General features: G+C 63.9%; 23 protein-coding genes. 6 read left to right on the forward strand and 17 right to left on the reverse strand.

The genetic code is table 11. From position 1 onward, the window contains the following. Window positions 1-94: 94 nt before the first annotated feature. From NKH67_RS02155 to uxaC, 8 genes are all read right to left on the reverse strand, one after another. Window positions 95-442 carry a cupin domain-containing protein gene (locus tag NKH67_RS02155; protein ID WP_352471268.1) on the reverse strand — a complete coding sequence of 116 codons (348 nt, stop codon included), beginning with the start codon at window positions 440-442 and terminating at the stop codon, window positions 95-97. Window positions 443-466: 24 nt separating this feature from the next. Continuing rightward, window positions 467-1,234 carry a 2-dehydro-3-deoxy-D-gluconate 5-dehydrogenase KduD gene (gene kduD, locus NKH67_RS02160; protein WP_352471269.1) on the reverse strand — a complete coding sequence of 256 codons (768 nt, stop codon included), beginning with the start codon at window positions 1,232-1,234 and terminating at the stop codon, window positions 467-469. Further along, window positions 1,231-2,088 (reverse strand): 5-dehydro-4-deoxy-D-glucuronate isomerase, encoded by an 858-nt coding sequence (kduI, locus tag NKH67_RS02165; RefSeq protein WP_352471270.1) that lies wholly within the window; start codon window positions 2,086-2,088, stop codon window positions 1,231-1,233. The genes kduD and kduI overlap by 4 nt, the downstream gene beginning before the upstream one ends. Before the next feature lie 28 nt (window positions 2,089-2,116). Continuing rightward, complete coding sequence (locus tag NKH67_RS02170) at window positions 2,117-2,893, reverse strand: FadR/GntR family transcriptional regulator (protein ID WP_352471271.1); 777 nt, start codon at window positions 2,891-2,893, stop codon at window positions 2,117-2,119. 10 nt (window positions 2,894-2,903) lie between these two features. Beyond that, window positions 2,904-4,184 carry a TRAP transporter large permease gene (locus NKH67_RS02175; RefSeq protein WP_352471272.1) on the reverse strand — a complete coding sequence of 427 codons (1,281 nt, stop codon included), beginning with the start codon at window positions 4,182-4,184 and terminating at the stop codon, window positions 2,904-2,906. 4 nt (window positions 4,185-4,188) lie between these two features. After that, window positions 4,189-4,716 carry a TRAP transporter small permease gene (locus NKH67_RS02180; RefSeq protein ID WP_023719697.1) on the reverse strand — a complete coding sequence of 176 codons (528 nt, stop codon included), beginning with the start codon at window positions 4,714-4,716 and terminating at the stop codon, window positions 4,189-4,191. A 103-nt stretch (window positions 4,717-4,819) separates the two neighbouring features. Then, entirely contained in the window at window positions 4,820-5,797 is a 978-nt protein-coding gene (locus NKH67_RS02185; RefSeq protein WP_352471273.1) for a TRAP transporter substrate-binding protein, read from the reverse strand. 37 nt (window positions 5,798-5,834) lie between these two features. Next, a complete protein-coding gene (gene uxaC, locus NKH67_RS02190; RefSeq protein WP_352500792.1) occupies window positions 5,835-7,244 on the reverse strand; it encodes a glucuronate isomerase in 1,410 nt (469 codons plus the stop codon). A 175-nt stretch (window positions 7,245-7,419) separates the two neighbouring features. Between uxaC and NKH67_RS02195 the strand changes: the two genes are divergently transcribed. Both NKH67_RS02195 and uxuA read left to right on the forward strand, forming a co-directional pair. Then, on the forward strand, window positions 7,420-8,922 hold the full coding sequence (locus NKH67_RS02195) for a mannitol dehydrogenase family protein (protein WP_352471276.1): 1,503 nt from the start codon (window positions 7,420-7,422) through the stop codon (window positions 8,920-8,922). Further along, complete coding sequence (gene uxuA, locus NKH67_RS02200; RefSeq protein WP_352471277.1) at window positions 8,919-10,097, forward strand: mannonate dehydratase; 1,179 nt, start codon at window positions 8,919-8,921, stop codon at window positions 10,095-10,097. The genes NKH67_RS02195 and uxuA overlap by 4 nt, the downstream gene beginning before the upstream one ends. Before the next feature lie 168 nt (window positions 10,098-10,265). Here the strand turns inward: uxuA and NKH67_RS02205 are convergent, their stop codons facing one another. The 6 genes from NKH67_RS02205 to NKH67_RS02230 all read right to left on the reverse strand — a co-directional run bounded on the left by NKH67_RS02205 (window position 10,266) and on the right by NKH67_RS02230 (window position 16,069). Then, on the reverse strand, window positions 10,266-10,673 hold the full coding sequence (locus NKH67_RS02205) for a F0F1 ATP synthase subunit epsilon (protein ID WP_023678096.1): 408 nt from the start codon (window positions 10,671-10,673) through the stop codon (window positions 10,266-10,268). 118 nt (window positions 10,674-10,791) lie between these two features. Further along, window positions 10,792-12,357, reverse strand: a complete 1,566-nt coding sequence (atpD, locus tag NKH67_RS02210) for a F0F1 ATP synthase subunit beta (protein ID WP_352471279.1) — start codon at window positions 12,355-12,357, stop codon at window positions 10,792-10,794. A gap of 67 nt (window positions 12,358-12,424) precedes the next feature. Further along, window positions 12,425-13,309, reverse strand: coding sequence for a F0F1 ATP synthase subunit gamma (locus NKH67_RS02215; protein WP_352471280.1), 885 nt, complete (start codon window positions 13,307-13,309; stop codon window positions 12,425-12,427). A gap of 28 nt (window positions 13,310-13,337) precedes the next feature. Further along, complete coding sequence (atpA, locus tag NKH67_RS02220) at window positions 13,338-14,867, reverse strand: F0F1 ATP synthase subunit alpha (protein WP_352471281.1); 1,530 nt, start codon at window positions 14,865-14,867, stop codon at window positions 13,338-13,340. Then, window positions 14,867-15,427, reverse strand: coding sequence for a F0F1 ATP synthase subunit delta (locus NKH67_RS02225; protein WP_352471282.1), 561 nt, complete (start codon window positions 15,425-15,427; stop codon window positions 14,867-14,869). The genes atpA and NKH67_RS02225 overlap by 1 nt, the downstream gene beginning before the upstream one ends. A gap of 246 nt (window positions 15,428-15,673) precedes the next feature. Further along, window positions 15,674-16,069, reverse strand: a complete 396-nt coding sequence (locus NKH67_RS02230) for an AGROH133_08824 family phage infection protein (RefSeq protein WP_352500793.1) — start codon at window positions 16,067-16,069, stop codon at window positions 15,674-15,676. Between the two features lie 210 nt (window positions 16,070-16,279). Between NKH67_RS02230 and NKH67_RS02235 the strand changes: the two genes are divergently transcribed. Then, window positions 16,280-16,525 (forward strand): type II toxin-antitoxin system Phd/YefM family antitoxin, encoded by a 246-nt coding sequence (locus NKH67_RS02235; RefSeq protein ID WP_254018681.1) that lies wholly within the window; start codon window positions 16,280-16,282, stop codon window positions 16,523-16,525. Beyond that, on the forward strand, window positions 16,522-16,977 hold the full coding sequence (locus NKH67_RS02240; protein WP_352471284.1) for a type II toxin-antitoxin system VapC family toxin: 456 nt from the start codon (window positions 16,522-16,524) through the stop codon (window positions 16,975-16,977). The genes NKH67_RS02235 and NKH67_RS02240 overlap by 4 nt, the downstream gene beginning before the upstream one ends. A gap of 9 nt (window positions 16,978-16,986) precedes the next feature. Here the strand turns inward: NKH67_RS02240 and NKH67_RS02245 are convergent, their stop codons facing one another. Continuing rightward, entirely contained in the window at window positions 16,987-19,170 is a 2,184-nt protein-coding gene (locus NKH67_RS02245; RefSeq protein WP_352471285.1) for a primosomal protein N', read from the reverse strand. Between the two features lie 90 nt (window positions 19,171-19,260). Here NKH67_RS02245 and fsa point away from each other — a divergent pair, with 90 nt between their 5' ends. Beyond that, on the forward strand, window positions 19,261-19,914 hold the full coding sequence (gene fsa, locus NKH67_RS02250; RefSeq protein ID WP_023678103.1) for a fructose-6-phosphate aldolase: 654 nt from the start codon (window positions 19,261-19,263) through the stop codon (window positions 19,912-19,914). 72 nt (window positions 19,915-19,986) lie between these two features. On the opposite strand, the gene NKH67_RS02255 is transcribed toward fsa, so the two are convergent. Together NKH67_RS02255 and leuS are read right to left on the reverse strand one after the other, a co-directional pair. Then, window positions 19,987-20,568, reverse strand: a complete 582-nt coding sequence (locus tag NKH67_RS02255; protein ID WP_352471286.1) for an LPS assembly lipoprotein LptE — start codon at window positions 20,566-20,568, stop codon at window positions 19,987-19,989. Beyond that, a complete protein-coding gene (gene leuS / locus NKH67_RS02260; RefSeq protein ID WP_352471287.1) occupies window positions 20,555-23,179 on the reverse strand; it encodes a leucine--tRNA ligase in 2,625 nt (874 codons plus the stop codon). The genes NKH67_RS02255 and leuS overlap by 14 nt, the downstream gene beginning before the upstream one ends. 146 nt (window positions 23,180-23,325) lie before the next feature. On the opposite strand from leuS, the gene NKH67_RS02265 reads away from it, so the two are divergent. Then, window positions 23,326-23,988, forward strand: a complete 663-nt coding sequence (locus NKH67_RS02265) for a YggS family pyridoxal phosphate-dependent enzyme (RefSeq protein ID WP_352471288.1) — start codon at window positions 23,326-23,328, stop codon at window positions 23,986-23,988. The last annotated feature ends 17 nt before the right edge of the window (window positions 23,989-24,005 follow it).

The following is a 24,005-nucleotide window of genomic DNA, read 5'->3' on the forward strand; positions in this document are numbered from 1 at the left end:
AACCACTGCTCAGAGCCCCTAGATTTGATTCGAAACGGCCAAGAAGCGGGTTCGCCAGTACGCCGCTTTCCACCTCATCTCAGCCGTTCGTGTTTTATGGTTCACTGCCTAGGAAATCGGCGCGGTGCGGCGTAAAGCTGTCGACTAGTCGTCCCGCCTCCAGCGCCTTGACGCCATGGACAAGGTTGGACGGGACGATGAAGCTGCTTCCGGTCTCTAGGATTTCGGTCCTGCCGTCGATGGTGACTTCGAAGCGGCCTTCGGCGACATAGCTCGCCTGGACGTGCGGGTGCGAGTGCAGCGCGCCGACGCCGCCCTTGTCGAAGGCAAACTCGACCATCATCAGTTCATCGGTGTGCAGGAGCACGCGCCTGCGGTTGCCATCCGGCGTCGGCGTCCATGCAGCCTCGCCGGCATGCGAGAAGATTTTGGTTCCGGTCATCGCCAAACTCTCACCTTTTGTTGTTCATCGTGCCAGCCAGCCGCCGTCCACCGGCATCACCGCGCCGTGCATATAGTTCGACGCCGGCGCCAGCAGGAAGACGGCTGCGTCGCCGATGTCTTCCGGCGCGCCCCAGCGCCCGGCCGGGATGCGCGCCAGGATCGAGGCGCTGCGGTCGGGATCGGCCCGCAGCGCCTCGGTGTTGTTGGTCTCGATATAGCCAGGCGCAATGCCGTTGACGTTGATGCCCTTTGCCGCCCATTCGCATGCCAGCAGCCGGGTAATGCCGAGCACGCCGTGTTTGGAGGCGGTGTAGGAGGCGACGCGAATGCCGCCCTGAAAGCTCAGCACCGAAGCGATGTTGACGATCTTGCCACGCCGCCCAGGCTCGGCAAGCACGTGCCTGGCAAAGCGCTGGCTGAGGAAGAACACCGTCTTCAGATTGACGCCGATGACGTCATCCCAGTCGGCTTCGGTGAGGTCGACCGCATCGGCACGCCGGATGATGCCCGCATTGTTGACCAGGCCGTCGAGCGGCCCGGTGTCGTCCCAGACGCGGTCAAGCATCGCCTGGGCGGCGGCATCGTCGCCAAGGTCGCAGCGGACCGCCTCGAAGCGTCCGCCGGCCGCTTCAATCTTCTCCGCCGTCTCGTCCATCGCCGACCGGCCGACGCCGACCACCGCGCCGCCGGCACGCGCGGTCGACACGGCGATGCCCTGGCCGATACCGGTATTGGCGCCGGTGACGAGGATGCGCTTGCCGGCAAGGCTGAACGCAGAGAGATCGCTCACTTGAGCTCCTCCATCGCCACCAGGTCGACATCGGTATAGTCGACATTGTCGCCGGCCATCGCCCAGATGAAGGCGTAGTTCGAGGTGCCGGCGCCCGAATGGATCGACCATCCCGGCGACAGCACCGCCTCCTCGTTGCGCATGACGAGATGGCGCGTTTCGTCCGGCTCGCCCATGAAATGGAACACCCGCGCCGTCACCGGCAAGTCGAAATAGAGATAGGCCTCCATGCGCCGGTCATGCACATGGCATGGCATGGTGTTCCAGACCGAACCGGGGGCAAGCTGGGTCATGCCGACGACAAGCTGACAGGTCTTTACGCCGCCGGCATGAATGAACTGGAAGATCGAGCGCTCGTTGGAGGTTGCCTGGCTGCCGAGATCGAGCCGCTTGGCATCGCCGATGCGGATCAGCCGGTTGGGATGGCCCTGATGCGCCGGCGCGCTGAGCAGGTAGAATTTAGCCGGCGCTGCCGGATCGGTCGCAGCAAACGATACCTCATCGGTGCCCATGCCGAGATAGAGCATGTCGCGTGCCTGCAGCTCGTACGATTGGCCGCCGGCTTTCACGACGCCTGCACCGGCGATGTTGACGATGATCATCTCACGGCGGTCGAGAAAATTCTTGGTCCCGGTCGGCTTGATCGCCTGCAGCGGCAGCGGTGTACCGGTGGGCATGGCGCCGCCGACGATCATGCGGTCGTAATGGGTGTAGGTCAGGCTGATGCGGCCGGGCTGGAACAAGTCCTCGATCAGGAAATTGTGTCGCAGCTCGTCCGTTCCCATGGCTGCGGCAGAAACAGGATCGATGGCGAAGCGGGAGGTGAAATCCGTATGATTGTCAGTGTGATTCATTGCTGTCCCATGGGGCTGCCTCAATTGCTTATTCAGTTGCCGCGGCCTTGACCGAGTCGGCATAAAAAATCTGGCGCGCGTGCAGGCGCTCGCGATAGCGCTGCTGGCTGGCACCGAGATGCGCGCGCATCGCCTCCCGCGCCGCTTCGGCATCGCTTGCCGAGATGGCGTTGAGGATCATCAGGTGTTCGCGCTGCAGGCCGCGCTGGTAGGCGTCGGACTGTGCGAACTCGGTCGACCAGGGCGAGGTCACATCGCAAGGAATAGCGCGCCGGCCGAGCACGTCGAGCATCTCGACATAGAACGGATTGTTGGTGGCGCTGGCGATTGCGCGGTGGAAGGCAAGGTCTGCCGGTCCAGTCGGCTCGCTGTTGAGGAGCAGCCGTTCGAACTCGAAGAAGGCTTCCTGGATTGCGGCTTCCTGCGCGGCGTTGCGGCGGATGGCGGCGAGCCCGGCGGATTCGATCTCGATCGCCAACCTGACTTCGAGCACGTTGAGGGCAATCGAATCCTTGCTGCCCATCTCCGCTGCCAGAGCACCGAACGCTGTCGAGATATGTTCGGTGACGAAAACGCCGGCGCCTTGGCGCGGCTCGACCAGGCCGTCCGCGGCAAGCTTGGCCAGCGCCTCGCGTATCACGGTGCGACTGACCCCGAAGGTTTCCGTCAGCTGGCCCTCGGTCGGCAGCTTTTGCCCAGGCTGGATCTCGCCCGCCTGCAGCTGCTTGCGGATCGCCGCGACGACGGTTTCCGAAAGCTTCGGTCTTCGTTCGACGCGGAGCCCGACGGCAGTGTCCGATGCCATGTCGCACCTCCTATTTGAAGACGCTCGGCAGCCATAGCGAAATGGCCGGAATGTAAGTGACGAGCGCCAGCACCACGAGGCCTGCGCCATAGAACGGCCAGATCGAGCGCATCGATTCCCACACGGATATCTTGCCCACTGCGCATGCCACGAACTGCACTGCGCCCACGGGCGGCGTGTTCAGCCCAATGCCGAAATTGAGGATCATGATGACGCCGAAATGCACCGGATCGACACCGTAGGCCTGCGCCACGGGCAGGAAGATCGGCGTGCAAATGATGATCGTCGGCCCCATGTCCATGAACGTGCCGAGGAACAGCATCAAGAGGTTGAGCAGCAGAAGCACGACCAGCGGATCGTCCGAGATCGCATTCATGGAGGCGATGAGCGCTGCCGGCACTTTCAGGAAGGCCATCAGCCACGAGAACGCCGCCGCCATGCCGATGATGAGCAGCACCATGGCCGTGGTGCGCACGGCGCCATGGGTGGCATGAACGAACCCTTCCCAGGTCATCTGCCGGTAAACGAAGACGGTCACGAGCAGCGCATAGATGACGGCGATACAGGAACTCTCGGTGGCGGTGAAGACGCCCGATCGCACGCCGCCGAAGATGATCGCGATCAGCAGCAGGCCGGGCACGGCGACGGCGAAAAGATGCGCGACCGCAGTGAAGCCCGGAAACGCCTCGGTCGGATAGCCGCGGGAGCGCGCCACGATATAGGCGGTGACCATCAGCGACAGGGCCAGCAGCAGGCCCGGGATGATGCCGGCCGTGAACAGATCGGCGATCGAGATCTTTCCGCCTGCCGAGATCGAGTAGATGATCATGTTGTGCGACGGCGGCAGCAGCAGCGCGATCAGGGCCGCCATCGACGTGACATTGACGGCGTAGTCCGCTCCATATCCACGCGCCTTCATCTGCGGGATCATCAAGCCGCCGACCGCCGCTGCCTCGGCCACCGCGGAGCCCGAAATACCGCCGAACAGTGTAGCGGTCGCAATGTTGACCTGCCCGAGGCCGCCGCGCAAATGGCCGACGAGCGAGCCGGCGAAGGCAACGATCTTGCTGGCGATGCCGCCGCGCACCATCAAGTCGCCGGCGTAGATGAAGAACGGAATGGCCAGCAGCGAAAAGACGCTCATGCCGGAATTCAGGCGCTGGAACACGATGAGCGGCGGCAGGCCCATGTAGAGGACGGTGGCAAAGCTGGCGACGCCGAGGCAGAAAGCGATCGGCGTGCCGATAAGCATCAGAACGGTGAAGACGCCGAAGAGTATCCAGAGTTCCATGGCGTCAGACCTTCACGTTGGCGGTGTCGAGTTCGGCCGCGACTTCGGCCGGCGGCAGTTCATCGAGGGCATCGTCGATCGGCGCGCCGGAGAGGCGAAGCACAATGCGCTCCAGCGTGAAGAGCACGATGAGCGCGCCTCCCGCCACAAGCGGGACGTAGTCCCAGCCCCCCGATATGCCGAGCGACGGCAAGACAGAGCCCCAGGTCAATGCGACCAGCTGACTGCCGTACCAGATCATGCCGATGCCGAAGGCGAGCGCGACGAGGTCCGAAATCATCCGCAGCCAGCGCTTGCCGCCTTTCGGCAGCACGTAGAGCAGGACGTCAAAGCCGAGGTGATAGTTCTCGCGCACGCCGACGGCAGCGCCGAGGAAAATGAACCAGCTCATCAGCATCACCGAGCCCGGCTCGGTCCAGCTCGGCGAACGGTTCAGAACATAACGGCCGAATACCTGCCAGGCGACGAAGGCGGTCATCAGCACCAGCCCGATGCCGGCGATCGACAGCGCCGCCGTGCTGACGCGCGACATCACTTGCGCGACGCCGGACAGAAGCGGTGTTGGTCTTGGGCTGGAAGTCACCGGTTTTCTCCCCAGGAGGATGGCGGCACGGAATGTCCGCGCCGCCGCTTGATCACTGCACGGCCTTGATGGCTTCGACCATGGCCTTCAGCTTGTCGTCCTTGACGTGCTTCTCGTAGACCGGCCCCATCGCGTCGATAAAGGGCTGCTTGTCCGGCGTCGTGATCTGCGAACCGGCCGCCTCGACCTTGGCGCGCGATTCCTTGACCTTGGCGGTCCACAGCTCGCGCTGCTTGGCGACGCTCTCCTTGGCGGCCGCCTTGAAGATCGCCTGGTCTTCCGGCGTCAGCTTGTCCCAGCTCGACTTCGCCATGACGAAGGCTTCCGGCACCATCGTGTGCTCGTCAAGCGAATAGTACTTGGCGACTTCCGCGTGCTTGGCGGTGTCGTAGCTCGGAAAATTGTTCTCCGCGCCGTCGATCACCCCGGTCTCGATCGCCGAATACACTTCGCCATACGGCATCGGCGTCGCGTTGGCGCCGAGTGCCGCCACCATGTCGACGAAGATGTCGGACTGGATGACGCGGAACTTCATCCCGGCCATGTCGGCTACGGTGTTGATCGGCTTCTTCGAATTGTAGAAGGAGCGCGACCCGCCGTCGTAAAAGGCGAGCAGCACCAGCCCGACCTTGTCGAACGCCGCCGCGATCTGGTCGCCGATCGCCCCGTCCATGACCTTGTGCATATGCTCTTCCGAACGGAAGATGTAGGGCAGCGAGGGCACGGTGGTCTCGGGGATGAGCCCGTTGAACGGCGCCATCGAAACGCGGTTGAGATCGATCACGCCGGTGCGCACCTGCTCGATCGTGTCCTTTTCCTCGCCAAGTTGCGCGGAAGGATAGATCTCGACCACATAGCGGCCGGCCGTGCGCTCCTTCACCAGCTCGCCGAAATATTTGACCGCCTCGACCGTCGGATAGCCATCCGGGTGCGTGTCGGACGAGCGCAGGACCGTCTGGGCGCTTGCCGATCCGGCCAGCAGTGCGGCGGCAAGTAGCGTAGCTCCCGCCAGTCTTGAAAAATGCAGCATTGGTTTCCTCCCGTTTGGACGATGGCGGCAAGCGCCGTTAGAGCCGGTACGCCTTTTTCGCGAGCGTATAGGCAAGTTCCTGCGCCAGCTCGTGCGCCTCGTCTTCGCCGAGCCGATGCTCGGCGACGAGACGCGCCAGAAAAGCGCAATCGACCCGGCGCGCCACATCATGGCGGGCCGGTATGGATGGAAAGGCGCGGGTGTCGTCGTTGAAACCGACGGTGTTGTAGAAACCGGCGGTTTCGGTGGTCATCTCACGGAACCGGCGCATGCCTTCGGGGCTGTCGTGGAACCACCAGGCCGGCCCGAGCTTCAATGCCGGGTAGACGCCGGCGAGCGGCGCCAGCTCGCGCGCATAGCTGGTCTCGTCGAGCGTGAAGAGGATGATGGTGAGGTCGCGCTCCAGCCCGACGCAGTCGAGCAGCGGCTTCAGCGCCGTCACATAGTCGGTTCGGGTCGGAATATCGAAGCCTTTGTCCCTGCCGAACTTGTGAAAGATAGAAGGCGAATGATTGCGCCAGGAGCCGGGATGGATCTGCAGGACCAGCCCGTCGTCGCGGCTCATCTTGGCCATCTCGGTCAGCATCTGGGCGCGGAACAGCTTTCGCTCGCGCTCGTCGTCCGAGCCCCGGCGGATGCGGTTGAACAGCTCCTGCGCGGCGGCATCTGAGAGATTGGCGGTTTCGGCCGTCGGATGGCCGTGATCGGAGGAAGTCGCGCCAAAGCTCTTGAAGAAGGCGCGCCGCTGGCGATGCGCATCGAGATAGCCGGCCCAATTGCCGGTGTCGCAGCCGGTGATCTCGCCAAGCCGGTCGAGATTGGCCGAGAAGCCTTCGAAGTCGGGATCGACGATCGCATCCGGCCGATAGGCGGTGACGACGCGGCCCTCCCAGCCGCTGTCGCGGATCATCTGGTGCCATCTGAGATCGTCGAGCGCGCCTTCGGTCGTTGCGATGACTTCAATATTGAAGCGCTCGAACAGCGCTCGCGGGCGAAAATTCTCCCACTGCAGCAAGGTCGAGATCATATCGTAATGGCGGTCGGCGGTTGCGGCCGTCAGCGGCTCGTCGATGCCGAACAGATGGGCAAGCACATGGTCGAACCACAGCCGGGTCGGCGTACCCCGGAACAGGTAATAATGCTCGGCGAAGCGCCGCCAGATCGTTCTGCCGTCGGTTTCTACCGGCGAGCCGTCAAGCGTCGGCACCCCAAGCTCCTCAAGCCGAACGCCCTGGCTGAACAGCATGCGGAAAATGTAGTGGTCCGGCACGATCAGCAACTGCGCCGGATCGGGAAACGCCTGGTTGAGCGCATACCAGCGCGGATCGGTGTGGCCGTGCGGGCTGACGATCGGCAGGTCTTTGACCGCGGCATAGAGATCGCGGGCCAGCGAACGCGGGCGCGCCTCGGCGGCAAACAGCAAGTCCGGATCCGTCAATGCGGCCACGTGAATCCTCCCAATCCGGACATCGGTAGGGTCGCAAAGAAATAATGTCAACATACAAAAACTGGGTTGTTGTATGATGACTTTTCGTCGGCCATTGCCCATTGTGCGTGACGGCATCGGGTGTTACGCCGCCTGCCAGCAGTGACCCAACAATCTCGATCAGACACGTGGCGCAATGATCAGTAGACGCCTTTCCAACAGCACGCTGAAGGCACTGCCGGCTTCGGTCGCGGTCCCGCGCTACGCCCGCGGCGGCGTCGCACCGGGCATCGTCCATCTCGGCGTCGGTGCCTTCCATCGCGCCCACCAGGCGGCCTATGTCGACGACTGCCTGGCGGCGGGCGAGGCGGACTGGGGCATTGTCGGCGTGTCCTTGCGCAGTCCTGACACGCGCGACGCACTGGCGCCGCAGGATGGCCTCTATACGCTGGCGATCAGGAGCAGCATCGGCGAAGAGCTACGCGTCATCGGTTCGATCCTGTCGCTGCTGGTGGCGCCGGAAGATCCGGCTGCGGTGCTCGCCGCCCTGACCGATCCGCGCACCCGCATCGTCACGCTGACGATCACCGAAAAGGCCTATTTGAGGGCAGCCGGCGGCGGCCTCGACAATACCCACCCCGACATCGTCCATGATCTGGCCAACCCGCAAATGCCACGGACGGCGCATGGTTTCCTGACCGAGGCGCTGTCGCGCCGCCGTGCCGCCGGCATCCAGCCTTTCACCGTGCTCTGCTGCGACAACCTTCCGGCCAATGGTGCCACGCTGCACCGCCTGCTGGTCGAATTCGCCGCACTGCGCGATGCCAGGCTCGCCACTTCGGGCGATGCCAGGCTCGCCGCACACATCGCCGACGGCGTCGCCTTCCCGTCGAGCATGGTCGACCGCATCGTGCCGGCGACCACCGATGCCGACCGGGCGCGTATCGCCGTCGAGCTCGGCGTCGAGGATGCCTGGCCGGTGATGACCGAGCCGTTCTGCCAATGGGTGGTCGAGGATGATTTCCCGGCAGGCAGGCCGGCCTGGGAAAAGTTCGGCGTCACCATGGTCGGCGACGTCGGGCCCTTCGAGGACATGAAGCTGCGGCTGCTCAACGGTTCGCATTCGGCAATCGCCTATCTCGGCCTGCTCAGCGGCTACGACACGGTCGACCGCGCCTTTGCCGATCCGGCGATCCGGCAATTCGTCGACGGACTATGGGCCGAGGCCATCCCGACGCTGCCGCAGGACGCCGGGCTCGATACGGCCGACTACACGGCCCAGCTCGCCGAACGCTATTCGAACACCGCGCTCGCCCATCGCACGGCGCAGATCGCCAATGACGGCAGCCAGAAGCTGCCGCAGCGCATAGTCGCCTCGGCCCTCGATCGGCTGGGCGCCGGTGACCCGCCCGCGCATCTGATGCTGGTGGTGGCGGCCTGGATCGCCGCTTGCGAGGCGCGCGGCAAAACCTTGCCGGAAGCCCATTTCACCGACCCGATCGACACTCGGCTTACGGCGCTCGGCAGCCGACCGGCTGGTGAAACGGTGACAGCGATATTCGATCTCGCCGGCTTCGCCAAGGACCATGCCCACCGCATGACACTGATCGATCTGACGGCAGCCCATCTCGAGCGCCTGCGGCGGGGCGGACCTGCCGCTGCCTTCGCGGCGCTTGGCATAGGCAGTGAGAAGCCATGAGACAGACCTGGCGCTGGTTCGGGCCGGACGATCCGGTGACGCTTGCCCATGTCCGTCAAGCCGGCGCCGTCGGCATCGTCAGCGCGCTGCATCACCTCAATGACGGCCGCGCCTGGCCGGCGGACGAGATCGCCAGGCGCAAGGCCGACATCGAGGCAGCAGGCCTGACCTGGGATGTGGTCGAGAGCATCGTCGTGCACGAGGACATCAAGACCCGCAGCGGCAACTGGCGCACCCTGATCGACAATTACAAGGCGTCGGTCCGCTCCGTCGCCGCCGCCGGGATCAATACCGTCTGCTATAATTTCATGGCGATCACCGACTGGACGCGCACAGACCTCGATTATCCCATGCCGCATGGCGGCACGGCGCTGCGCTTCGATGTCGTCGAGCTCTGCGCCTATGACGTCTTCATCCTCGAGCGAGAAGGGGCCGAGGCCGATCACCCACCGGCCCGCGTCGAGGCCGCGCGTGCGCGACTGCAAGGGATGAGCGACAGCGACAAGGCAAGGCTGGAGCGCAACCTGATCGGCTGGGTCCCGGCGCGCGAATTCATCTTCGATCGGGCAAGCTTCCGCCGCGCCCTCGACCTCTACAAGGACGTCTCCACCGAAGGCCTGCGCGAAAACCTGTTTGCCTTCCTGCGCGAGATCGTGCCGATCGCCGAAGAGGCCGGAGTCAGGATGGCGATCCACCCCGACGATCCGCCCTTTTCGCTGTTCGGCCTGCCGCGCATCGTTTCCAACGCCAATGATGCCCGCGCGCTGCTCGACGCGGTCGCTTCGCCGGCTAACGGGCTGACCCTGTGCACCGGCTCCTACGGCGCGGGCGCGCAGAACGATCTGCCGACGATGGCCGAGGCCTTCGCCGAAAACATCCATTTCGCCCATCTGCGCAATGTCACCAAGGAGCCAGACGGCTCCTTCCACGAAGCCGAGCACCTCGACGGCGACACCGACATGGTGGCGGTCGTGTCGGCGCTGATTGGCGAAGAGCGGCGGCGCAAGGCGGCAGGCAGGGCGGACTGGCAGATCCCGATGCGTCCGGACCATGGCCATGCCATTGTCGATGACATCGGCAAGAAGGTGAACCCCGGCTATTCCTGCATCGGCCGCCTGAAGGGCCTCGCCGAACTGCGCGGCGTCATGCGCGCAGTAGAGGCACTGACGGTGTGACCAGCCCCCCTTCTCCCCTTGTGGGAGAAGGGGGCCGAGCGGAGCTCGGTCGGATGAGGGGTGCTCCAGGGATCGCCGCCGTCTCAGTTCTTCCAACACCCCTCAACCGTCTCGGCGCTGCGCGCCGATCCACCTTCTCCCACAAGGGGAGAAGGCAAGGGGCGCCTGTTAAGCCGGCAACAGCGCACCTTCAAGCGTCGTAAGCTGGTTGAGGAACTGCTCGGCCTTGCTGCGGGTCTGGTCGTCCTTGGCGTCGGCGGCGTCTTCCCTGGCCTCCTGGATGCGGCGGGCAAGGTCGGCGCGGTCGATGTCGCCCACGGCCACAGCCGATTCGGCGAGCAGCGTGCAGCCGGCCGGAACGATGTCGGCAAAGCCGCCGAACACCACATAGCGCTCTTCCTTGCCTTGCGCGGTCTTTAGCGTGACGACGCCCGGCTTGATCGTGGTCATGACGGGTGCGTGATGCGCCATGACAGTCATCTCGCCTTCGGCGCCCGGAATGACGACGGATTCGACCTGCTCGGAAACCAAGAGGCGCTCCGGCGAGACCAGTTCGAATTTGAAAGCTTCAGGCATGATCAATTTAGCGACTGGTGAATGGTGAATGGTGAACGGTCAGAAAGAATGACCTTCACTCAGCCCCGATTTCCTGTCCGCTACTCCCCATTCACAATTCACTATTGACCATTCACCATCAGGCCGCTTCGGCGGCCAGGCGCTGTGCCTTCTCGACCGCTTCCTCGATGCCGCCGACCATGTAGAAGGCGGCCTCCGGCAGATGGTCGTAATCGCCGTTGCAAAGGCCCTTGAAGCCCTTGATGGTGTCGGCGAGGTCGACCAGCTTGCCCGGTGCGCCGGTGAACACTTCGGCGACGAAGAAGGGCTGCGACAGGAAGCGCTCGATCTTGCGGGCGCGGGCCACGGTCTGCTTATCCTCTTCCGACAGCTCGTCCATGCCCAGGATGGCGATGATGTCCTGCAGCGACTTGTAGCGCTGAAGGATCGACTGCACCTGGCGGGCGACCTGGTAATGCTCTTCGCCGACAACCATCGGGTCGAGCATGCGCGAGGTCGAATCGAGCGGATCGACGGCCGGATAGATGCCCTTTTCCGAAATCGCGCGGTTGAGCACGGTCGTCGCGTCGAGGTGGGCGAACGAGGTGGCCGGTGCCGGGTCGGTCAGGTCGTCGGCCGGCACATAGATCGCCTGCACCGAGGTGATCGAGCCCTTGGTCGTCGTGGTGATACGCTCCTGCAGCGCGCCCATGTCGGTGGCCAGCGTCGGCTGGTAGCCCACGGCTGAAGGAATGCGGCCGAGCAGCGCCGACACTTCCGAGCCCGCCTGCGTGAAGCGGAAGATGTTGTCCACGAAGAACAGCACGTCCTGGCCCTGGTCGCGGAAATATTCGGCAACCGTCAGCCCGGTCAGGCCGACGCGGGCGCGGGCGCCCGGCGGCTCGTTCATCTGGCCATAGACGAGCGCCGCCTTGGAGCCTTCGCCGCCGCCCTTCTTGTTGACGCCGGACTCGATGAACTCGTGATAGAGGTCGTTGCCTTCGCGGGTGCGCTCGCCGACGCCGGCGAACACCGAGAAGCCGCCATGCGCCTTGGCGACGTTGTTGATCAGTTCCTGGATCAGCACCGTCTTGCCGACGCCGGCGCCGCCGAACAGGCCGATCTTGCCGCCGCGGGCATAGGGGGCCAGCAGGTCGAGCACCTTGATGCCGGTGACCAGGATCTGCGCTTCCGTCGACTGCTCGACATAGGTCGGCGCCGGCTGGTGGATCGAGCGCATCTCGATGCCGTCGACCGGGCCTGCCTCGTCGACCGGCTCGCCGATGACGTTGATGATGCGGCCGAGCATGCCCGGGCCGACCGGCACGGTAATCGGTGCACCGGTGTCATAGACGTCCTGGCCGCGGACCAGACCTTCGGTCGAGTCCATGGCGATGCAGCGCACGGTGTTTTCGCCGAGATGCTGGGCCACCTCTAGCACCAGGCGATTGCCGACGTTGATCGTCTCAAGCGCGTTCAGGATCGCCGGCAGATGTTCGCCAAACTGGACGTCGACAACGGCGCCGATGACCTGGCGAACCTTGCCTGCCAGGCCGGTTTTCTTGATGGTGTCGGCCGGCGCATTCACAGCGGCGGCCTTGGTTGCTGCCGCCTTCTTGGCCGGAGCGGCCTTTGCTGCTGCCGGAGCCTTCGCTGGTGCCGCGGCCTTCGGGGCTGCCGTCTTCGGGGTCGCTGCTTTCGCCATCGTCCTTACCCTTTTCGTCTCTTTGTTTCTTACACGCTTGAGGTCGATGACCTCCTTGTGGGCGTGCCTAGAGCGCCTCGGCGCCCGAAATGATTTCGATCAATTCCTTGGTGATCTGCGCCTGCCGCTGGCGGTTGTAGGTGATCGACAATTTGTTGATCATGTCGCCGGCGTTGCGCGTCGCATTGTCCATGGCGCTCATCTTGGCGCCCATCTCGCCGGCAGCATTCTCGAGCAGCGCGCGAAAAACCTGCACGGAAATGTTGCGCGGGATGAGATCGGAGAGGATCTCGCCCGGCTCCGGCTCGTATTCGTAGACGGCGCTGCCGCCATCCCTCACTTCCGCGCCAGCCGCAGGCGCGCCCGCCGGGATAATTTGCTGCGCCGTCGGGATCTGGCTGATCACCGACTTGAACTGCGAATAGAACAGCGTGCAGATATCGAAGCCGCCTTCGTTGAACAGGTGGATCACCTTCTTGGCGATGGCATCGGCATTGACGAAGCCCAGCGTCTTGACCTCGCGCAGGTCGACACGCTCGATGATCAGCGCCCCGTAGTCGCGGCGCAATATGTCGAACCCCTTCTTGCCGACGCAGATGATCTTGACCTGCTTGCCGTCTGCCAGAAGCTTACGGATGTGGTCGCGGGCAAAGCGGGCGATCTGCGAATTGAAGCCGCCGCACAGACCGCGTTCGGCCGTGCAGACGACAAGCAGATGCACGTCGTCCTTGCCGGTGCCGGTCATCAGTGCCGGGGCATCGCCGCCGCCGCCGATCGCCTGGGTGATATTGGCCAGCACCGCGCCCATACGCTCCGAATAGGGACGCGCCGCTTCCGCCGCTTCCTGCGCGCGACGCAGCTTCGCCGCGGCGACCATCTGCATCGCCTTGGTGATCTTCTGCGTCGCCTTGACCGAGGCGATACGGTTACGAAGGTCTTTTAACGAAGGCATGCTTCAAACCTGATCCCGTCCGTCCTGCTCAAGCAAAGGTCTTGGCGAAGGCGTCGATTTCTGCCTTCAGCCTGGCGCGCAGATCGTCGGACAGCGCCTTCTCCTTGCGGATGCCGTCGAGCACGTCCTTGCCGGCCGAGCGCATATGCGACAACAGGCCATGCTCGAACTTGCCGACCTGGTTGATCGTCAGCTTGTCGAGATAGCCGTTGACGCCGGCGAAGATCACCGCGACCTGCTCCTCGACCTTGAGCGGCGAGAATTGCGGCTGCTTCAACAGCTCGGTCAGGCGCGAGCCGCGGTTGAGCAGGCGTTGCGTGGCGGCATCGAGGTCGGAGCCGAACTGCGCGAAAGCAGCCATTTCGCGGTACTGCGCGAGCTCGCCCTTGATCGATCCGGCAACCTGCTTCATCGCCTTGATCTGCGCCGAGGAGCCGACGCGCGACACCGACAGGCCGACATTGACCGCCGGGCGCACGCCCTGGAAGAACAGATTGGTTTCCAGGAAGATCTGGCCGTCGGTGATCGAGATGACGTTGGTCGGGATATAGGCCGAAACGTCGTTGGCCTGCGTTTCGATGATCGGCAGCGCCGTCAGAGACCCGCCGCCGTTTTCGTCGTTGAGCTTGGCAGCGCGCTCGAGCAGGCGCGAGTGCAGGTAGAAGACGTCGCCGGGATAGGCCTCGCGGCCCGGAGGACGGCGCAGCAGCAGCGACATCTGGCGATAGGCGACGGCCTGCTTCGACAGATCGTCGTAGCTGATCAGCGCGTGCATGCCGTTGTCGCGGAAATATTCGCCCATGGTGCAGGCGGTGAACGGCGCCAGGAACTGCATCGGCGCCGGATCGGAGGCGGTCGCGGCGATGATGATCGAATAGTCGAGCGCGCCGCGCTCTTCCAGGACCTTGACGAACTGCGCCACGGTCGAGCGCTTCTGGCCGACGGCGACATAGACGCAGTACAGCTTTTCCTTCTCAGGGCCGTTGTCGTGCACCGATTTCTGGTTGAGCATGGTGTCGAGGATGATCGCGGTCTTGCCGGTCTGGCGGTCGCCGATGACCAGCTCGCGCTGGCCGCGGCCGACCGGGATCAGCGCGTCGATGGCCTTGAGGCCGGTCGACATTGGCTCGTTCACCGATTTGCGCGGGATGATGCCGGGCGCTTTGACGTCGACGCGCTTGCGTTCGGTGGCCTGGATCGGGCCTTTGCCGTCGATCGGGTTGCCGAGCGCGTCGACGACGCGGCCGAGCAGACCCATGCCGACGGGTGCATCGACGATGGCGCCGGTGCGCTTGACGGTGTCGCCTTCCTTGATGTCGCGGTCGGCGCCGAAGATGACAACGCCGACATTGTCGGCTTCGAGGTTGAGCGCCATGCCGCGGATGCCGCCGGGGAACTCGACCATCTCGCCGGCCTGGACATTGTCGAGGCCGTAGACGCGGGCGATACCGTCACCGACGGACAGCACCTGGCCGACTTCGGAGACCTCGGCCTCCTTGCCGAAATTCTTGATCTGGTCTTTCAGAATTGCGGAAATTTCCGCGGCGCGGATGTCCATCAGCCGACCTCTTTCAGTGCAAGCTTGAGCGAATTGAGTTTGGTTTTGAGCGACGTATCGATCTGGCGCGAGCCGATCTTGACCACCAGTCCGCCGAGCACCGACGGATCGACGGTGACCGTGATCGCCACGTCTTTGCCGGCGACGCTTTTCAGCGCTGCTTTCAGCTCGGTTTCCTGGGCAGGCGTCAGCGCATGCGCCGAGGTGACCTCGGCAGCGGTCTCGCCGCGGTGTTCGGCGGCGATCTGGCGGAACGCCTTGATCATGCCGGGCACGGCGAACAGCCGGCGATTCTGGGCAACGACGCGCAGGAAATTGCCGGTGAGGCCGGTAATCCCTGCTCTGTCGGCGATCGCGGCGATCGCCTTGGCCTGGTCCTCGCTGGAGAAGACAGGGCTCCTGATCAGCCGCGAAAGGTCAGCGCTGCCTTCGAGCATCGTTTCGAACCTGTTGAGGTCGGCCTCGACGCTGGCGACCGAATTGGCCTGCAGCGCGAGTTCGAACAGCGAACCCGCATAGCGTTCTGCGACACCTGAGATTGGCGATGACGATTGGGCCACGGACCGTCTTTTCTCTTGTCTGACAGGCCGCAGATTGTTGGCGCGAGCAAAAACTCTGGCTAAATCTTTGACCTTACTGCATTTTTCCAAGCACGGAGGCGCGGCTTCCGCTATCCCCGGTCGAAAGTCGATTGCCGTCTAGCACAGGCATTTTCAGACCGCAATGCGTCGTCCGGCATGGTTTTCAGGCACTATTGTCGCATCCGCCGGGCGAGTTCAGCAACCAACCCCGGATTGATCCCTGATTCAGGGCAAAAAGCCGAAGGCGAAGGCAAGCGGCAGCGCCGCCAGCACCAGCTCGACGACGATGGAAGCCCAGTTGAACGGCGTGTTGGCGCCGTCCGACATCATCGATAGCAGCCGGCCGAAGGCGGTGAACAGCCAGGAGAAGCCGAGCGCCATATAGAGCAGCGGCTGCGCCAAGAGGATGCAGCACAGGCTGACACCAAGATAGAAGCCCGACATCCTGCCGCGACCTTCGGCGATCGCCGCCGCCTTCTCGGGCTTGACCTGCAGCCTGAGAATCCGGAAGGCCAGCCCTGGCGCCAGGAACAGCAGCAGCCCGAAAAGCAAGGTCACGACGGCGCTTGACCATGCCAGCCACTCGCCCTGGCTCATCGGCCATGGAAACGCAAATTCCATCCTTGTCCCCTCGTAAATGGATATTCAAAATTTTCGGGCATTCTAGCGAAGCAAGAGACATGCGCCAGATGGGCCGTCGCAATTTACGGGGCGTCAGCCCAACGCGAGCGCCGTTGTATCGACCGGGCTAACAGGACGTTACACAACGGGCTGTTTTTTTCTGCACAATTCCTATATTGTGACTACATGAGACCACAAGAGGTTCCGCGCATGAAGACGATGCAACTACGAGAGGCAAAGGCCAGCCTTTCCGCGCTCGTGGAGGCTGCTGAGAACGGTGAGCCCACGGTTATCACCAAGCACGGCAAGCCCGCAGTCATGGTGGTGCCAATCGGTGAGGGACGGAAACTTTATCCGCAGAACAGCCAAAAAGACTTCGTGGATTTCCTGCTTCAGTATCCAGGCGGCATCGAGCTTGAGCGAAACGAATCGCCGTCGCGGGAAGTGGAGTTTTGACCGGCTATCTGCTTGATACGTCTTTTCTCTCGGCATTTGCACCTGGTCGGCCTCTGCTTCCGGCACACGTGCAGAACTGGGTTGCCGAACAAGGAGAACGCGGCTCTTGGCAGCTCTCGTCGATCGTCATCTTGGAGGTGGAACGAGGAATCGCGAAACTGAAGCGGGCGGGCGGGCATATGAAGGCAGAGCGCATCAATGAGTGGTTCGAAAGGTTGCTTCTAGAGTTCAACCAGCGCATCCTTCCCATCGATTTAGCAATCGCGCGAGAAGCCGGAAAACTGGAAGACGCCACTATCGCCAGAGGCGCCAATCCGGGTCTGGCGGACGTTCTGATCGCAGCTACTGCCCGTTTGCACGGCCTGTCAGTTTTGACGGCCAACACCCGGCATTTTGCGATTCTCGACGTGCCTTACCTGAACCCATTCACCGAACGCGCCTCGAAAGGGTAATTCGACAGCTTACAAAAAGCTCTGCGGGTCGATGTCGACCTGGACTCGCACCGAGCCCCTTATCTTTGGTCCCTCGGCCAGCATGGTGCGAATGAACCCTTGCATGTCGGCGCGCCGCTCGCCCTGGATCAGCAGGCGAAAGCGATGGCGGCCGCCGATCAATGACAGCGGCGCCTCGGCCGGGCCGAGCACGAACAGGTCGGTGGCTTGCGGCGCGGCGCGACGCAGGCCACGGGCGTGCCCTTCGGCTTCGGCCCGTGTCGCCGCGCTGACGATGACGCCGGCGAGCCTGCCGAAGGGCGGCAGCCCCGCCCGCTCACGCTCGGCGATCTCGCGCTCGTAGAAGGCCTCGGCATCGCCTGAGACGATCGCGCGCATCACCGGGTGGTCGGGTTGGAAGGTCTGCAGCAGGCCGAGGCTTTTCTTGCCGGTGCGACCGGCGCGGCCGGTCACCTGGCTGAGCAGTTGGAAGGTGCGCTCGGCGGCGCGCGGGTCGCCATTGGCAAGGCCGAGATCGGCATCGACCACACCGACCAGCGTCATGTTGGGGAAATTATGGCCCTTCGCGACGAGTTGCGTGCCGATGACGATGTCGGCCTCGCCATTGGCGATGGCTTCAAGCTCGAGCCGCAGCCGCCGCACGCCGCCCATCAGGTCGGACGACAAGACGATGGTGCGGGCATCGGGGAAATGCGCGACGACCTCCTCGGCGATGCGCTCGACGCCTGGCCCGCAGGCGACCAGATGATCGAGCGTGCCGCATTCCGGACAGGCTTCGGGCCGGCGTTCATTGTGCCCGCAGTGGTGGCAGACGAGCTGGCCGCGAAAGCGGTGCTCGACCAGCCAGGCCGAGCAGACCGGACAGCCGAAGCGGTGGCCGCAGACCCGGCAGAGCGTCAGCGGCGCATAACCGCGCCGGTTGAGGAACAGCAGCGACTGTTCCTTTCTTTCCAGCGTCTGCCGCATATGGCCGAGCAGCACCGGCGACAGGAAGCCGCCGCGTGCCGGCGGCGCGCGGCGCATGTCGATCGTCTTGAGATCGGGAAGTGCCGCCTCGGCAAAGCGCGCCGAAAGCACCGCCCTGCTGTAGCGGCCCTGGCTGGCATTGACCCGGCTTTCGACCGACGGTGTCGCCGAGGCGAGCACGACCGGAAAGCCGCCGATATGGCCGCGCACCACGGCCATGTCGCGCGCGTTGTAAAAGACGCGATCCTCCTGCTTGTAGGCGGGATCGTGCTCTTCGTCGACGACGATCAGTCCAAGCTCCCTGAACGGCAGGAACAGCGCCGAGCGCGCGCCGGCGACGACCCGCGCGCCGCCTTCCGCTACCTGCCGCCAGACCTTTTCGCGCATCCTTGGCGGCAGGTCCGAGTGCCACTCCGCCGGCTTGGCGCCGAACCGCTCCTGGAAGCGTTCGAGGAAGGCATGGGTCAGCGCAATTTCCGGCAGCAGGATCAGCACCTGCTTGCCGCGATCGAGCGCGGCCGCGACCGCCTCGAAATAGACCTCCGTCTTGCCGGATCCGGTTACACCGTCGAGCAGGGTGACCCCGAATGTACCGGTCGCGACATTGGCGCGCAGCGTCTCGGCGGCATCGCTCTGGTCGGGCATCAGTGAAGGCACGGCGTAGCCGGGATCGGGTGCTGCGACCACCGGCCGCGGCGGGATCATCACCGTCTGGAATACGCCCTGCGCCCGCAGCCCGTCCACCACCGTCGACGACACGCCTGCCGCATGCGCCAGGCCGGATCGCGTCCAGGCAAGTCCGCCTTCGGCCGTCTCCAGCACGCGCGTCCTCGCCTCCGTCATCCGGTCGGGCTTGGCGAAGGTGCGCTGCAGCCCTTCGATCCACGGCTCCGGATCGAACGCCTCCGGCGCCCTGAGCAGCATGCGCGCCACCATGCCGGGCGGCGACAGCGTGTACTGCGCCACCCAATCGACAAAACGCCGCATCGCGCGGTCGATCGGCGGGCAGTCGAAAACCTGCTCGATCGGCCGCAATTTCTTCGCGTCGACCTTTTCGACGGCGCCGTCCCAGACGATGCCGGCGACCTGGCGGGGCCCAAGCGGAACGCGCACGATCGAGCCCGGCACCACGCGCATGCCAGCCGGCACGGCATAGGTGTAGGGGCGCTCGGCGGGCATCGGCACCAGCACCGGTGCGGCCGCGACAAAGGGCGAATCTTCGATCATGAGGCGTGACCTTGCCCCGACTTTGGTCTAGATCAAAGTCCGACCCCGAATGTGCATGACGTGCACATGAAAAATCTTCAGGAGACCGCCATGAAATTTTTTGTCGACACCGCCGATGTCAAGGAAATCCGCGAGCTGAACGATTTGGGGCTGCTCGACGGCGTAACCACCAATCCGTCGCTGATCCTGAAATCCGGCGGCAAGATCGCCGACGTCACAAGAGAGATCTGCGAGATCGTCAAGGGCCCAGTCTCGGCCGAAGTCGTCGCCACCGAATACAAGGACATGATGGCGGAGGCCAAGATCCTGGCCAGGATCGCCGACAATGTCTGCATCAAGGTGCCGCTGACGCTCGATGGCCTGAGAGCCTGCAAGGACATCCGGTCGGACGGCCGCATGGTCAACGTCACGCTGTGCTTCTCGGCCACCCAGGCGCTGCTCGCCGCCAAGGCCGGCGCCTCCTTCATCTCGCCCTTCGTCGGCCGCATCGACGACAGCGGCTGGGACGGCATGGAGCTGATTGCCGATATCCGCACCATCTACGACAATTATGACTTCCAGACCGAGATCCTGACCGCTTCTGTGCGCACCGTGAACCATGTCAAGCAGGCGGCGCTGATCGGTGCCGATGTCATCACCGCGCCGCCGGCGACGCTCAAGGCACTGGTCAAACACCCGCTGACCGACAAGGGCCTGGAACTGTTCCTCGCCGACTGGGCAAAGACCGGGCAGAAGATCGGCTGAAGCGACTATCCTACGAATAAAAAAAGGCCGAGCAATCGGCCTTTTTTTGCAGATTGCGCACTCCGGAAAGACCTAGCTTGCCGCCGGCTTGCCGTGCTTGATCAGATCCTGAGCGATCGACAGCCGCAGCACATCTGCCAGCTCGCGCGCCGCACGGTTCTCGGCGTCGATCTGGGCCCGGTATGACGCGAATTCCTGGCGCGGCCTGTCGTATGACGACGGAATCGAGCGCTTGCCCCTCGCTATGACCGTGCCCGTCTTGGCATCGCTGAGCACATAGTTGGCGGTCAGCGTCACAGTGCCGGCGGTCGGCTCGTCCTCGTCGGTCGTGACCTGCTCGATTGCCGCCGATTCGACGAGTTCGGAGACGCCGAGATCAAGCGAATAGACCGGCGAAGCCGGCTCGCCGGCGCCCTGGCCGAGCGCGAAGATCAAATTGTTGCGGACCTGCTGGGCGTAGCGGGTCTTGACCGGCTTGACCGAGATCGATGCCAGCTCGGCAGCGGCGCCGACCTGCGAGCCGGCGATCAGCGGCGCGCTCGAATAGAGCGGCCGCACCGTGCAGGCGGAAACCAGCGCCACCGAGGCGAGCAGCCCGTAAAGCACGACACGGCGCAGCGTCAGCTCCGCTTTTTTCGGATCAGGCAACGACATTGACGATCCTCTGCGGCACGATGATCACCTTGCGCGGCGCCTTACCTTCGAGCGCTTTCTGCACGAACTCGAGAGCCAGAACCGCTTTTTCGACCGCACCTTGGTCCGCGTCGCGGGCAATTGTCAAATCACCGCGCTTCTTGCCGTTGACCTGGACCGGCAGCACGATCTCGGCGTCGACGACAAGCGAGGCATCGTAGTCCGGCCAGGGCCGTTCGGCGACAAGGTCGGTGCCGCCGAGCGTCTGCCAGCACTCCTCGGCCAGATGCGGCATGACCGGCGCGATCAGGTGCACCAGGATCTCGACGGCCTCACGGCAGGCCGCTTGCAGGGCCGGACCGGCCTTGCCCTCTGCCGCCTCGTTGAGCGGTACGGTCAAGGCATTGGCGAGCTCATAGATGCGGGCGATGGCGCGGTTGAAGGCGAGCTTTTCGATATCCTCGCCGACCAACTTCAGGATCTTGTGCGCGGCCTTGGACACTGTCCCGGCCTCGCCGTCCTTCGCCGCCTCTGGCCGGACTCCGGCGAGCGATTCGGCAGCCGTCGACACCAGGCGCCAGATGCGCTGGATGAAGCGATGCGCGCCGGCCGCACCCTCGTCGGTCCATTCGACATCGCGCTCGGGCGGCGAGTCCGACAGCATGAACCAGCGCGCCGTATCGGCGCCGTAGCCGTCGGTGATCTCTTCCGGACTCACCGTATTCTTCTTCGACTTCGACATCTTTTCGAGCGGACCGATCACCGCCTCTTCGCCGGTGGCGATTTCGAAGGCGCGGCGCTTGCCGTCGGCGTCTTCCAGCCTGACCTCGCTTGGCGCAAGCCAGCGGCCGTTCGAGGCGCCGCCAACCCGATAGGTCTCGTGCACCACCATGCCTTGCGTGAACAGGCCCCTGAACGGCTCGGCGAGATCGACATGGCCGGTCTCGCGCATGGCGCGGGTGAAAAAGCGCGAATAGAGCAAATGCAGGATCGCATGCTCAATACCGCCAATATACTGGTCGACCGGCAGCCATTCAGTCGCGGCCTCGGGATCGGTCGGATCGTTTGCCCACGGCGCGGTGAAGCGAGCGAAATACCACGAAGAATCGACAAATGTGTCCATCGTGTCGGTTTCGCGCCGCGCATCCTTGCCGCAACGCGGGCATTTGACGTGCCGCCATGTCGGATGGCGATCGAGCGGATTGCCCGGCCGGTCGAACTCGATGTCGTCCGGCAGCTTGACCGGCAGGTCGGCTTTCGGCACCGGCACCACGCCGCAATCCTCGCAATGGATCATCGGGATCGGGCAGCCCCAATAGCGCTGGCGCGAAATGCCCCAGTCGCGCAGGCGGAAATTCACCTTGCGCTCTGCCATCGGCCGGTTGCCGATGGTCCTTTGTTCCAGCAGCTTCGCCACCTCGTCGAATGCCTGATCCGGCTTCATGCCGTCGAGGAAGCGCGAATTGATCATCGCGCCATCATCGACGTAAGCCTCGTCGATGACCTGGAAGCTTCCTTGATTCTCGCCTTCCGGCATCACCACCGGAATGACCGGAAGGCCGTATCTGTTGGCGAAGTCGAGGTCGCGCTGGTCATGTGCCGGGCAGCCGAAGATGGCGCCGGTGCCATAGTCCATCAGCACGAAATTGGCGACGTAGACGGGTAGCGTCCACCTCTCGTCGAACGGATGGACGACGCGAGTGCCGGTATCGAAACCCTTCTTCTCGGCCGTCTCCAAGGCCGCCGCCGAAGTGCCCATATGGCGGACTTCGTCGATGAACTTTGCCAGTGCCGGATTGTCTTCGGCGGCCTTTTTGGCCAGCGGATGGTCGGCCGCAATCGCCATGAAGGACGCGCCGAAGATCGTGTCGGGCCTTGTCGTATAGACTTCGAGCTCATGCTCGCCGGCGATTGGCTTGACCAGCGGCCAGCGAATCAGCAGCCCTTCTGAACGGCCGATCCAGTTCGCCTGCATCAGCTTCACTTTTTCCGGCCAGTCGTCGAGCTGATCGAGCGAATCCAGCAGATCCTGCGCATAATCGGTGATCTTGAAGAACCACTGCGTCAGCTCGCGCTGTTCCACCAGCGCGCCTGAGCGCCAGCCGCGTCCGTCGATGACCTGCTCGTTGGCAAGCACCGTCATGTCCTCCGGATCCCAGTTGACCTTGGAGGATTTGCGCGTCACCAGCCCCTTCTCGACGAAATCGAGGAACAGCATCTGCTGGCGGTGATAGTAGTCGACATCGCAGGTGGCGAACTCGCGCGCCCAATCGAGCGACAGGCCCATGACCTTGAGCTGCTCGCGCATGGCGGCGATGTTCTGATAGGTCCAGTCCTTGGGATGGACCTTGTTCTGCATCGCCGCGTTTTCGGCTGGCATGCCAAAGGCGTCCCAGCCCATCGGGTGCAGCACATTGAAACCCTTGGCCCGCTTGTAGCGCGCCACCACATCGCCCATCGTATAGTTGCGGGTATGGCCGATATGGATGCGCCCCGACGGATAGGGGAACATCTCCAGCACGTAGTATTTCGGGCGCGGGTCGTCATTGTCGGCTTCGAACAGCTTCTTGGCGTCCCAGGCCTTCTGCCATTTGGGCTCTGACGCGCGCGGATTGTATCGTTCGGTTGCCATCGGGTGTTTTTCACTTAAAAGCATGCGCGAGCCGCCGGACAATGCCCGGGCGGCTCAGGAAATGTCGTCGCGGTGTTCACCATGGATTGCCGGACCCGTCAACTGCGGCGATCCGGCGAAAAGCCAAACACAGGCAGGATATAGGCATGGCGAGCGCCGCCGAACAGCTTTTCACGGTCAAGGCAAGGATCGCTGCCGCCGAGCGCGAGGCAGGCCGTGAGGCCGGAGCGGTGACGCTGGTCGCGGTCTCGAAAACCTTCGACGCCGCCGATATCCGCCCCGTCATCGAGGCCGGCCAGCGCGTCTTCGGCGAAAACCGCGTCCAGGAAGCACAAGCCAAATGGCCGGCACTGCGGACGGCGTTTCCCGACGTCGAGCTGCATCTGATCGGTCCGCTGCAATCGAACAAGGCCAAGGAAGCGGTGGCATTGTTCGACGTCATCGAAACCATCGACCGTGAAAAGATCGCCGCAGAGCTGGCCAAGGAAATCGCCAGGCAGGGCAGGACGCCAAGGCTCTATGTCCAGGTCAACACCGGCTCCGAGCCGCAAAAGGCCGGCATCGAGCCACGCGAGGCTGTCGCCTTCGTCGCCCGCTGCCGCTCGGTTCACGCCCTCGCCATCGAAGGGCTGATGTGCATTCCGCCGGCCGACGAGAACCCCGGTCCGCATTTCGCGCTGCTGGAAAAGCTTGGGCTCGAGGCCTGCGTCGACAAGCTCTCCATGGGCATGTCCGGCGACTACGAAACCGCGATCGCCTTCGGCGCGACCAGTGTCAGGGTCGGATCGGCGATTTTCGGCGCCAGATGAGGCGCAGCCGACCTTAG

It is taken from the genome of Mesorhizobium sp. M0968 (genome assembly GCF_040319065.1).
GTDB lineage: Bacteria > Pseudomonadota > Alphaproteobacteria > Rhizobiales > Rhizobiaceae > Mesorhizobium.